The sequence below is a fragment of the Phocaeicola plebeius DSM 17135 genome, assembly GCF_000187895.1.
Taxonomy (GTDB): Bacteria; Bacteroidota; Bacteroidia; order Bacteroidales; family Bacteroidaceae; genus Phocaeicola; species Phocaeicola plebeius.
This window is the reverse complement of record NZ_DS990134.1, coordinates 602,942-615,011: the sequence shown is the minus strand read 5'-3', so window position 1 is coordinate 615,011 and position 12,070 is coordinate 602,942. Positions and strand designations below refer to the sequence as shown.

The window sequence follows — 12,070 nt, the reverse complement described above, 5'->3', positions numbered from 1 at the left end:
TACAAACAATCATCTTAAACCCGTAATATAAAATTGCATTTTCTTACTTTTACAAATAAAAGAATTGCAACCACGTAGTTTTAAGATCCATGAAAACATTTCTTCCGACATTATTCAAATCTCTGATTTATGGAGCAATTACTCCATTAGCTATATCATGTACTAACGGTCAAACAACCGAAAGCTCTTTGTCGTACATTGACACAAGAGTTGGCACAGCCGCCAGTATCACTCATACAGCCGGCATGTTTGGCAAACACACAGAGGAATATGGCCAGACACTACCAGCTGTACTGGAGCCCAATGGAATGAACTTCTGGACACCACAAACGCAAGACACCGAACAAAAATGTATTGCCCCTTACTACTACCGTGACTCCTTGTTCCAAGGTTTTCGTAATTCACATTGGATTGTAGGAGGATGTACTCAGGATTATGGTTCCATGACATTAATGCCATTATTCGAATCATTACGTTGTACACCCGAAAAAAGAGGTACACGGTTTTCGCATAATCAGGAAATCGCTACCCCTTCCTATTATTCCGTTTCACTGCCTGACGAACATCTTCAAGCCGAAATGACAGGCTGCTCACGGTCGGCAATTTTCCGCTTTACCTACCAAAAGGAAGGAAAAGCTTACCTCGTCGTAAATCCCAACAGCGATGAAGGAGAAGGATATATTGAAATTGATACCCTTCAAAAACGTATCTACGGATACAATCCTGTACACCGCATTTATCAAGGATGGGGAGAACCTGCCGGATACAGCGGCCATTTTATCATAGACTATCAAAAGGAGTTATGTGACTTCGGTACCTTCCGAGAAGATAGTATATTCCCTCGGCAGACTCAAATTAGAAATGAAAAAAATATCGGTATCTATATATGCTTTCAAGTAGAAAGTAACGAACAAATATTAATTAAAGCAGCTTCTTCATTTACCGATAAAAAAGGAGCTGAAAAAAATCTGCAGAAAGAAATCGCTCACTGGGATTTCGACCGTACACACCAAAGACTAACAGATATCTGGGAAAAACATCTGGCAGCTATCCAGGTGGAAAGTCCGGACAAAGAAGCAAAGCAGAAATTCTATGGTGCTTTTTATCGTGCATCTTTCTTACCGCATGCTTTTAATGACGTAGACGGACGGTATCCAGCTTTTGCTCAGAAGGATTCTATTCTTCAATTGGCACATGATGAAGTATATTATGAGGATTTCAGTATGTGGGATACCTACAGAGCATTACATCCGCTCATCAACTTGCTGTATCCCACAAAAGCAGGCCATATGATGCAGTCACTCGTCCACAAGTTCGAACAAGGAGGCTGGCTTCCCATCTTCCCCTGCTGGAACAGTTATACGGCAGCCATGATTGGAGATCACTGCATAGCTGCCATTGGCGATGCATGCATAAAAGACATCCGTAACTTTGACATAGAGAAAGCTTACAAAGCTATGCGAAAAAATGCATTTGAATCGCCTGCTGACGATAAAGATTATAAAAACGGAATGGGACGACGTGCCTTGCAGTCATATCTGAAATACGGCTATATTCCATTAGAAGACAGTGTTCCCGATGCCTTCCATACCAAAGAACAGGTATCACGGACATTGGAGTATGCCTATGATGACTTTGTACTCTCTCAAGTAGCTAAACTACTCCAGAAAGAAGAAGATTACAACGTATTGTCTGCACGTGCCCAGAATTACCGCAATGTAATTGATCCGCAAACCGGATACGCACAGGGAAGACATGCCGACGGTACATTCTTGAAAGATCAGAACACATTCCAGTTTACCAAGTTCATCACAGAAGGCGCTCCTTGCCATTACACATGGTATGTGCCCCATGACCCATACGGGCTTATGGAATGTATGGGAGGAAAAGAAAAATTTGCTATGAAGCTGGACTCTATGTTCAGTGAACACAGATACTGGCATGGAAATGAACCTTGCCATCAGGTAGCATTCATGTTCAACTATGCAGGAGAACCTTGGAAAACACAACAGGCCGTACGCCATATCATGGAAACTGAATACCTGAATGCTCCTGGTGGTCTATCAGGTAATGACGATGCAGGACAGATGTCTGCCTGGTATATCTTTGCCTCATTAGGTTTTTATCCTGTATGTCCCGGCTCTCCCTATTACATACTAGCTAGTCCCTCTTTTCCCAAAGCTGTCATACACTTGGAGAACGGACAGACTTTTACCCTCAAGGCAGAGAATGCGTCCAAGGACAACATCTATATTCAGAGTGTGACACTGAACGGAAAACCATACTCTAAAAATTACATTTCCCACAAGGACATTGTACATGGAGGAGAAATGATATTCAAGATGGATGACACCCCCAACAGAGATTGGGGTAACTCTCCAACTGATTGTCCTCCTTCCTTAGTGAAAATACCATAATAAACACATAAACCCCATTCAAATATGAAAACAAAAAACATTCTTCTTGCACTACTTAGCATCTTCTTCCTCGGAGCATGCCACTCGCAGCAAACGGGGATTTATAACATCATGGACTACGGTGCCACGGGAGATGGAAAAACCGACGACGCCCTAGCTATACAAAAGGCTATCAACGCCTGTTCCGAAGCGGGTGGAGGTACAGTAATCGTACCATCCGGACGCACTTTTTTATGTGGTCCTTTCAAGCTGGCATCGCATATCGAATTGCATTTGGCCCCCAACTCACGCCTACTGGCTAATCCAGATGAAAGTATTTACACAGAAAGCGCTTTCGGAGCCAACCGTGGAGAGGGTATGATGTGGATTAGCGGAAAAGACCTGAAAAATGTATCCATAACCGGTACCGGAACACTCGATGGTAACGGAGTGGCTTTCATGGGAAAGGAGCTGGAAGATTCTTACGAACTGAAACCCGTAACCGATTTTGATCCGCGTCCCCACCTGCTGACTTTAACCAACGTGCAGAAGCTGGTAATTCGTGATATCAGCGTACGTAACAGCGCTTACTGGAGTGTACACCTGATAGGTTGCCGTAACGCAATGATTGATGGTATCACTATCCTCAATGACCTGAAAATCCGAAACGGCGACGGTATTGATATTGACCATTCTAAAGACGTGCGTATCTCCAACTGTTTCATTGAATCAGGAGATGACTGCATCTGTCTGAAGAACCGACGTGAATTCGAACAGTATGGAAGCTGTGAAGATGTAGTAGTAACCAACTGCACTATGACCTCCCGCTCATGCGCCGTAAAAATCGGTTCGGAAAACATGGATAAAATCAATAACGTGTTATTCACTAACTGCATTATCAAGGATAGTAACCGAGGTATTGGAATCCAGAACCGAGATGAAGGTACAGTTACCAACGTCATATTCTCAAATATGATTGTAGACTGCCGCTTCTTTTCTGACGTATGGTGGGGAAAAGCAGAGCCTATTTACGTAACTTCTTATCCACGTGCTGTAGGTAATCATAAAGATGCCGGATGGCGTTTTCCAAAAGGAGCTGTGAAAGGTGCCTGTGGAGAAGTAAGCCGCATCTACTTCCAGAACATCAAATGTACAAGTGAAAACGGCATCTTCGTAGGAGGAGACACCATTGACAAAGTGAACCGGATTTACTTTGACCAGGTAGAAGTTAACCTTCACAAACGTACCACATTTGAGGGAGGAATATACGATAAACGCCCATGCGATGGAGAAGGCTTCCTGAAAGGAAAGACTTACGGATTCTTCTTCCACACAGCTTCTGATATTCAAATGGAAAGATGTACAGTCAACTGGGGAGACACTCGCCCAGATTATGCTGCAGAAAATATACATCTAGAAAATACAGCGGGAATTATACAAAAATAATCCCTAGTGCTCATAAAAACGCCGTTGTGAAACGGTACATTTCTAAATTTCTTTTTTTAGCCGGAACAAACCTTATGTTCCGGCTTTTCCTTTAAGCATGACTGAACGAACTTGGCAAACATCCAAAACGTTGTTTAAAACATTTCGTAAAATATTTGGGGTCATTAAAACCAACTGCATAAGCCACTTCCGATACATTGGCATCTCCCTTTCCCTGTTCCAACAGCTGACGTCCCATATCCAGCCTAAAATTCTTCATAAACTGGCCGATAGGCATTCCCGCCAGACTTTGCATTTTCTGATTAACTAGCGTTTTACTATATCCCATGTCGCGCACAAATGCATCCAGTCCATATTCAGCCTCAGCGTAATGTAGCTTCATCAATTCCATAGCCCTGTCCATAAATATCTTGTCTCTGGATTCCTCTATCAGTCCCAATTCACTTATATCCGACAAAACCGCAGGCTGAGAAAGCCTTTCCTGATATCCTCTACGCAAAGTCAAGATATTCCGAATACGATACTTAAATATATCTGCATCAAACGGTTTACACAGATACTCATCTACCCCTATTGAATAACATTTTTTCTCATTTTCTTCCGAATGTACAGCTGTAAGAATCAGGAAAGGAATGTGGCTGGTGGCCAAATTTTCTTTCACTCTTTTCGAAAGTTCCAGCCCGTCCATCTCCGGCATAAGCAAATCACTGACTATTAAATCCACTTGATGCTTTTCAATTATTTTCATAGCCTCCACTCCATTTTCAGCTTCCAACAGTTTATATTCATTTTTCAACAACGAGCGAATATAACGACGCATATCATGGTTATCGTCAACCACCAGCAGCGTAGCCTTCTGTAAAGAATTATCCTCTGTCACGACAGAATTATCTTCCTCAGACATTCCATTTACAGCCGAAAGTTCTTCTGTCGGCATCTCTTTCATCGGCAACAGGACACGGAAGGAGGTACCTCCTGCTCGGTTATTCTTGGCCGAAATCACACCTCCATGAAGAGCTACAATCCGTTTACACACATTCAGTCCGATACCTGTTCCTGTTTGTCCAAATACCGGATAAGTTACTTTATTTTGTGTCTGGAAGAAACTGTCAAATATCTGTGGAAGGTCTTTTTCCGGTATTCCACACCCAGTATCCGATACCGAAAGATAAAGCTGCACCTTTCCCTTATTATCTACCAAACGAGCTGCATAAAGCCTGATATGTCCTCCATCGGGAGTAAATTTCACAGCGTTAGCCAGCAAGTTTGTCAATACGCGATGAAGATACGTCGGGTCTGCATTTACAGAAAGCCCTTTGAGATGATAACAAGCTTGCAATGTAATATGCCGATGTTTTACAAAAGAAATAAAAGGCAGAAGCAAGTCGTCTATCATGGAAATAAGATCAAACGGACGAATATTCAATTTTACTTTTTCAGTATCAAGTTTCCGGAAATCCATCAATTCGTTCACTAATGAAAGTAAATCCTGTACATTACGTTCCGCTATATGCAACTGTTCTTTTACCTCTTTATCAGAAGTCAATGCCAAAGCCTGCTGGATAGGCCCATGAATCAAAGTAACAGGCGTACGAAATTCATGAGTAAGATGTGTAAAGAAACGGATCTTTTCTTCTGCCATATCTTCCACATGATGAGCCATTACCTCCAAGCTATGATTCTGTACTTCCAACTCATGCGTACGCTGAGCTACTAACTGCTCCAGCAACACCTGCCGATGTCTCAACCGTCTCACCTTATAGCGATAAAAAAGGATGGAAAGACAAACCACCGACATCAGAAGAAGCAATAAGAACCACCAGGACTTATAAAAATACGGACGAACCTGAATGTCCAGTCGCAAAACCCGTTCTGACCATTTACCTTCTCCATCCGTACTCTGTATCTCAAGCTTATAAATTCCCGAAGTTAAAGAAGGGAAAATAATTACCGGATTGTCAGACGGAAGTTCTATCCACTTATCTTCTTCTACTGACTTATATCGAATTCGAACGGAACTTCTGTAACCATAGTCCTGTGACGTTAAAGCAAGTTCCAGCTGATCACCTTCTTCCAAGCCTGCCAGGCTTTTTTCCTCCGCATATATCCAGTTTTCCTCATTAACCCGAACGGACGAAACCTTAACCCCATGTGAATCCATCAATCCGGATGGCTTTCGAAGTTGAATCTGATACAAACCATAATCTTTTCCACAATACAAGCGATTATATCTTTGAGAAAAATAAAGTGCATTCGCATCATATCCTTTATCCAAAAGTCCATCTGACTTTCCATAACCGATAAAAGTACTACTATTAACCAGCAAACGCGACAAACCGTTTTCCGTAGCAATCCAGATATTACCCAATTCATCTTCAGTCACTCCGTAAACCGTTTTTTCATCAAACCCTTCTGCCGGTCCATAGTGCTTAAACTGAAAACGGTTCATGTCATCAGAAACCAGGCGATAGAGTCCCGTACCTTTTCCTCCTAACCAAATCACCCCCCTACTATCCTGAAACACAGTATTAATCCGTTCTACCTGAGTAGATTTTTTATCATCCAGTTTATAACGCAAATAAATATAATTCAAGTGTCTGCGTGAGCGAGCAAAAGAGAATAAATCAATAATAAACAATCCCTCAGAGGTACCAAACCACAAACGATTCTTTCGGTCCACACACAACGTCCCAACCGATTCAAATTCATTTACATCCACATCCAAAGTGATTCGAGAAAAACGTCCCTGAGCTTTATCGTAAAAGAGCAGGCCATGTGTGGTAGCAAACCAAATTCCTTTATTTACAGGATCTTCTACCGCACTCATAATAAAATCATCCTCCAGTCCGGGCACTTCTCCATTGGAATGCTGGTGGAATACTGACTGCGACTTATTCAAGTCCAGCTCACTAATCCCAGCCCCCCAAGTATACGCCCACAAATGGTTATCACTGTCTATCAATATTCCATTTATATTATTTGAAAGAATAGACAACCGATTCTGAGGAACGAAAGCATAATGTCGCACCACTTCTGTTTCGGGATTCATCTGATAAAGTCCTCCCTCAATTGTACCAATCCACAAATTTCCGTTTTTATCTTCTGTCACGGCACTGATTTGCGGTGTGCGGCCCGGTGACAGCTTCCAGGGAATATCTCCTAACCTGGATACCTCCAATCTACGTGACAGATACAACAAATTTACTCCTCCATCCTGCGTACCGGCCCAAATGTCTTGCCCGTCAGTAAACAAACAGACTATAATATTGGAATTCAATCCCCGATCCTCGGAATTTTCCACACGACGAATAAAAGAAAAAGTATCAGATTCACGGTCATATACATTCAGTCCATTGAAAGTGGAGACCACCAAACTGCCATCTGAAGTAAGCTTCATATCCGTGATATAAGCCTGACTGAGCATTCCCTCCCGGTGGGAAGAGTAACGGTAACGCTTCATCGTTTTCGTTTGCCGGTAATAGCGGAAAAGTCCACGGTTACTGCCTATCCACAGGAAATCACCGTCGGCTTGCAGGCAAGAGATACGCCAGTCATCACTAAAAGGTACAATGGACTCCGAAAGCTGCTGTTTACGCAACTTGTCACCTTCCTTCACAATCCGATAAATGCAGTTACCTACTCCGGCACAAACTCCTCCTTCTATTTCAGCAATGGCCGATACACTTTCATCGGCTTCAGCTTGCATCTGATAACAGTTCGTCACTACTCCAGAGCGGTCTAGTTCCAGACACCACAACATCTTGTCGGTTACCACCCATATATTTCCATCGGTAGTCTGTATCACCGAACGGACGAACGAATTAAACAAAGTTGACAATTCCGATGTTGCCCCTAAATCGGCCGCGGGAACAGAAAGACCTGTCCGCAAGTCAATCAGGTCGAGTCCGGCTTCCGAACCGACCCAAAGTCTCTTCTGACGATCCTCACATAAGGTATATACATAATTACCTTTCAAGCGGTAAAAAGGTTCCTTCACTCCATAACTCAGGAAACGATAGCCGTCGTAACGCGCCAACCCATCCTGAGTGGCCACCCAGATATACCCGAATGAATCTTTCATTACGGCAGTCACCGAGTTATTAGGCAATCCGGCTTCCTCTGTTATATGACAGAAATTATAATTTGAGAAGAAATGTTTCTTCGCCTCCAGGCGCAGATTATTTCCTCCCAATAATATACATAAAGTCAACAAAAGTAATCTCATAGCATATTTTTACGTTACAATCGTATCGGTTATTTCATTCTTTAACTGCTTGCGCTCTCTCCGGATATACCAGGTAACGCAAATCCATCCTAAAGCCACCACAAAGACTCCTACCAGTGCCGGATAACGATAACCTAATCCTGCATCAATCGGAAGTCCTCCGGCGTATGCTCCTACCGCATTTCCCAAATTGAAGGCAATCTGCACACAAGCCGCTCCCATCATTTCGCTTCCTCTGGAGTTCTGCAGCAACAGCAATTGCTGAGGAGGAGACACCGCAAACAAGGCTGCCGCACAAATAAACATCAGCAATACGGAAAGCCAAGGTACTCCTGCAAACAGAAACGTGCCCAGCAAAGCCAGCATCATAAACACTTGCGTAAACTGAATCACTGGTGCCAGCCCGTACAAATCGCCACATCGTCCTCCTACCAGGTTACCGATAGTCATCCCCAATCCGGCCAGCATCATAATCCATGTCAGACTTTCCGGTTGGAAACCCGCTTCATGCAGCATCTGCGGAGTGACGTAGCTGAACCAGCAAAATACACCCCCGTTGCCAAACATCGTGGTCAGAATAATCAGCCACGGAGCTAACTTGCGTAAAAAACGGAACTGTCCTTTCCAGCCCACATCCGGCAAGGCGGGCAAAACAGGTATCCATTTCCAGACGAGGAAGAATACCAGCATTCCCCAGCATCCGTTAAACAGGAAGGGGAACCGCCAGGAGAACAGATTACTCAACAACGTACCAAAGGGCACCCCAAATAAATTGGCAATGGTCATCCCGGCAATCATCAGGGCTACAGCCTGCGAAGTTTTCCCTTTATCGGCTACCTTCTCGGCTACAATAGAACCGACTCCAAAAAATGCCCCGTGAGGTAATCCGGACACAAACCTCATAAGCAGCAACGTCCAATATTCTGGAGAAAGTGCCGCACACAAATTTCCTATCACATAAATGGCAACGAGTCCTAATAATATCTGCTTTAACGGACGCGTACGAGCCACAAACACCGTCAAGGGTGCTCCCACACAAACTCCTATGGCATACGCCGAAATAAAATGTCCGGCTTCCGGTATGCTGATATTCAAATCACGAGCCACATTGGGCAGTATTCCCATCATCACAAACTCAGCAATACCTAACCCGAGTGTACCGGAGGCAAGTGCCAGTAAACTTTTTTTCATGCAAACAATCTTTTTTACCTGTTACCTATCTTCTACGGTACAAAATTACATCAAAAAGTGTACATTATACACATGTTTGAAATTCTTTTTAAAAAGATGGCCGGAACCTCCGAAGTTCTCCCCGTAAACGTAAGGCCTGCCCTGCCGTCATACTGTCAAGCAACTCCCAAAAATGAGGGCCGTGATTCATCTCACGCGTATGAGCCAGTTCATGCAAAATAACATAATCAATCAAGTGAGAAGGAACTAACATCAGGTAACAAGACAAACTGATGGTCTTGGCCGAAGTACAACTTCCCCATCGTGAACGGGCAGCGGTAATCCGTACTTTTCGGTAAGTCAACCCGAAACGTTCTGCCCATACGTGTAATAAAGGTGGCAGAAACTCTGCCGCCACTTTTTTCATGGCACGCAAAATGGCTCCACGCACCAGTTTCTGAACAGCTTCATTCGAGAAGTCGGTATGCTCCGGACAGAACACGGTCACTTCGCCCGAAGGCATCTGCCGCACCGTAAAACATTTCAAATGGCTGGGAGATAATGACAGACGAAAACAGTCGGCCTCAATCCGGAAACTGAAATCTATTGGCCGTACCGCCACCTGCCGAAAGCGTTCCCGTAAATCGGCACGAAACTGCTCCAGGGTAGAAAGCACTTTATCCGTCTTGCTGTAAGGCGGTACCGTGAGATACAAGCCGTCGGGCTTGACACGCATTGTAATGTTCCTTGCTCCCCGGCGCGTAGCAATCACAATACGGCAGAAATCTTTATCTTCTATAATTCGTTTAGTTGACATAACAGGACAAAGATAACAAATAAATTATCAACTAAATAGGATTAATGAAGCAATAAAAGTCGTAACTTTGCACGCCGAAAAAAGATTGTATAGAAAATTATTTATCAATATGGAATTACCTAAAGACCCGATGATGCTTTTCAGTTTCATCAACATGAAGTTAAGAGACTACTATCCTTCGCTCGATGCCCTTTGTGCAGACATGAATGTGAGCAAGGAAGATATTCTGAACCGTTTGAAAGAAGCAGGATTTGAATATAACCCTTCTCAGAACAAGTTCTGGTAAGAAATTAAAAAAAAGGCTGCCTTCCGAAAGGAAAGCAGCCTTCATTCATTTTATTCAGGTGTGATAAGTATCAAGCGCAATTAGCACTGAGCCAATTTGTTGTCAGAACCCAATACGTTGATGATTTTGTGCTTGTAAAGTTTTTCCATGTTATCACGAGCCGGGCCCAGATATTTACGCGGGTCGAATTCAGCCGGTTTTTCAGCGAATACTTTACGGATAGCAGCAGTCATAGCCAGACGAGAGTCTGAGTCGATATTGATCTTGCAAACTGCAGATTTAGCAGCTTTACGCAACTGATCTTCAGGAATACCGATAGCAGCTTCCAAGTTACCACCGAACTTGTTGATAGTGTCAACTTCTTCCTGAGGAACTGAAGAAGATCCGTGAAGAACGATAGGGAATCCCGGAAGTTTTTCCATTACAGCGTCCAATACAGCGAATTCCAATGGAGGAGGAACCAGACGACCTGTAGCCGGATCTACGTGGCACTGTTCAGGTTTGAACTTGTAAGCACCGTGAGAAGTACCGATTGAGATAGCCAATGAGTCGCAACCTGTACGAGTAGCGAAGTCGATAACTTCTTCAGGGTTAGTATAAGTGTGGTGTTCTGCAGAAACTTCATCTTCTACACCAGCCAATACACCCAATTCACCTTCTACAGTTACATCGAACTGATGAGCGTAGTCAACAACTTTCTTAGTCAAAGCTACGTTTTCTTCGTATGGCAAGTGAGAACCGTCGATCATTACTGAAGAGAATCCCATGTCAATGCAAGACTTGCACAGTTCAAAAGAATCTCCGTGGTCAAGGTGAAGCACGATTTCAGGATGTGCGCAACCCAATTCTTTTGCATATTCTACAGCACCTTCTGCCATGTAACGCAACAAAGTCTGGTTAGCATAGTTACGAGCACCTTTAGATACCTGCAAGATAACCGGAGATTTTGTTTCTACAGCAGCCTTCACGATGGCCTGCAACTGTTCCATATTGTTGAAGTTGAAAGCAGGGATAGCATATCCACCTTTGATTGCTCTGGCAAACATATCTCTTGTGTTCACCAAGCCTAACTCTTTGTAATTAACCATTTTTGTAAGTTTTATAATTGTTAGTAATTAATTCCATCTGCAAAAGTAACAATATAAAAAGAATTAGCAATATACTAAATCGGAGATTTTCTGTCTTTTCTTGAGACAAATCAATTTTAAGCGGAATATTTACCAGGACATGCAGTAAGGATGCAAAGTAGATATGACAAAAACTGATTTACCTATTATATAAAAGCCTTTGACTGACAGAATATTTTTTTCGGGTATTTCTTTTTAGTTTCAAAGAAATCGCGTATCTTTGCAACCCGAAATAGACCATTACACACTTTACCAGTGTTACCACATATTTATTTGTCAATAATAACAATAAAAAGTATATACTAAAATGAAAAAAGGCATTCATCCTGAAAACTACCGTCCGGTAGTATTTAAAGACATGTCAAACGGCGACATGTTCCTGTCTCGTTCAACTTGTGCTACTAAAGACACAATTGAATTCGAAGGAGAAACTTATCCGTTGGTTAAGCTGGAAATCTCTAGCTCATCTCACCCGTTCTACACTGGTAAGTCTAAGCTGGTGGATACTGCAGGACGTGTGGACAAGTTCATGAGCCGTTATGCAAACCACAAGAAAAAATAATTGATTATTTTTCTGGAAAAAATAAAAAGAAGCCTTTTCAT

8 protein-coding genes are annotated in these 12,070 nt (G+C 42.9%); 4 read left to right on the top strand and 4 right to left on the bottom strand.

The annotated features are described in order from the left end of the window. Positions 1-89: 89 nt before the first annotated feature. Positions 90-2,417, top strand: coding sequence for a GH92 family glycosyl hydrolase (locus BACPLE_RS17320; RefSeq protein WP_007564334.1), 2,328 nt, complete (start codon positions 90-92; stop codon positions 2,415-2,417). 24 nt (positions 2,418-2,441) lie between these two features. Further along, positions 2,442-3,842: a glycoside hydrolase family 28 protein gene (locus BACPLE_RS17315; protein WP_007564332.1), complete on the top strand. Its 1,401-nt coding sequence runs from the start codon at positions 2,442-2,444 to the stop codon at positions 3,840-3,842. Positions 3,843-3,933: 91 nt separating this feature from the next. Here BACPLE_RS17315 and BACPLE_RS17310 read toward each other — a convergent pair whose 3' ends face one another. The 3 genes from BACPLE_RS17310 to BACPLE_RS17300 all read right to left on the bottom strand — a co-directional run bounded on the left by BACPLE_RS17310 (position 3,934) and on the right by BACPLE_RS17300 (position 10,054). After that, positions 3,934-8,067 carry a hybrid sensor histidine kinase/response regulator transcription factor gene (locus tag BACPLE_RS17310; RefSeq protein WP_007564330.1) on the bottom strand — a complete coding sequence of 1,378 codons (4,134 nt, stop codon included), beginning with the start codon at positions 8,065-8,067 and terminating at the stop codon, positions 3,934-3,936. 9 nt (positions 8,068-8,076) lie between these two features. Continuing rightward, positions 8,077-9,258: an MFS transporter AraJ gene (gene araJ, locus BACPLE_RS17305; RefSeq protein ID WP_007564328.1), complete on the bottom strand. Its 1,182-nt coding sequence runs from the start codon at positions 9,256-9,258 to the stop codon at positions 8,077-8,079. Positions 9,259-9,346: 88 nt separating this feature from the next. Beyond that, positions 9,347-10,054 (bottom strand): M48 family metallopeptidase, encoded by a 708-nt coding sequence (locus BACPLE_RS17300; RefSeq protein ID WP_007564326.1) that lies wholly within the window; start codon positions 10,052-10,054, stop codon positions 9,347-9,349. Between the two features lie 109 nt (positions 10,055-10,163). Here BACPLE_RS17300 and BACPLE_RS17295 point away from each other — a divergent pair, with 109 nt between their 5' ends. Beyond that, positions 10,164-10,340 carry a DUF4250 domain-containing protein gene (locus BACPLE_RS17295; RefSeq protein ID WP_007564324.1) on the top strand — a complete coding sequence of 59 codons (177 nt, stop codon included), beginning with the start codon at positions 10,164-10,166 and terminating at the stop codon, positions 10,338-10,340. An 80-nt stretch (positions 10,341-10,420) separates the two neighbouring features. Here the strand turns inward: BACPLE_RS17295 and BACPLE_RS17290 are convergent, their stop codons facing one another. After that, the gene (locus BACPLE_RS17290; RefSeq protein WP_007564322.1) at positions 10,421-11,428 is read right to left on the bottom strand and encodes a class II fructose-bisphosphate aldolase; all 1,008 of its coding nucleotides are present in this window, start codon (positions 11,426-11,428) and stop codon (positions 10,421-10,423) included. Positions 11,429-11,774: 346 nt separating this feature from the next. Here BACPLE_RS17290 and BACPLE_RS17285 point away from each other — a divergent pair, with 346 nt between their 5' ends. Then, entirely contained in the window at positions 11,775-12,029 is a 255-nt protein-coding gene (locus tag BACPLE_RS17285; RefSeq protein ID WP_007564320.1) for a type B 50S ribosomal protein L31, read from the top strand. Positions 12,030-12,070: the final 41 nt, after the last annotated feature.

Bases quoted from the DNA above. Each gene is read 5' to 3' on its own strand.
- BACPLE_RS17290 (WP_007564322.1), bottom strand. From the start codon at position 11,428: ATGGTTAATTACAAAGAGTTAGGCTTGGTGAACACAAGAGATATGTTT.
- BACPLE_RS17295 (WP_007564324.1), top strand. From the start codon at position 10,164: ATGGAATTACCTAAAGACCCGATGATGCTTTTCAGTTTCATCAACATG.
- BACPLE_RS17285 (WP_007564320.1), top strand. From the start codon at position 11,775: ATGAAAAAAGGCATTCATCCTGAAAACTACCGTCCGGTAGTATTTAAA.
- BACPLE_RS17300 (WP_007564326.1), bottom strand. From the start codon at position 10,054: ATGTCAACTAAACGAATTATAGAAGATAAAGATTTCTGCCGTATTGTG.
- BACPLE_RS17320 (WP_007564334.1), top strand. From the start codon at position 90: ATGAAAACATTTCTTCCGACATTATTCAAATCTCTGATTTATGGAGCA.
- BACPLE_RS17315 (WP_007564332.1), top strand. From the start codon at position 2,442: ATGAAAACAAAAAACATTCTTCTTGCACTACTTAGCATCTTCTTCCTC.
- araJ (WP_007564328.1), bottom strand. From the start codon at position 9,258: ATGAAAAAAAGTTTACTGGCACTTGCCTCCGGTACACTCGGGTTAGGT.
- BACPLE_RS17310 (WP_007564330.1), bottom strand. From the start codon at position 8,067: ATGAGATTACTTTTGTTGACTTTATGTATATTATTGGGAGGAAATAAT.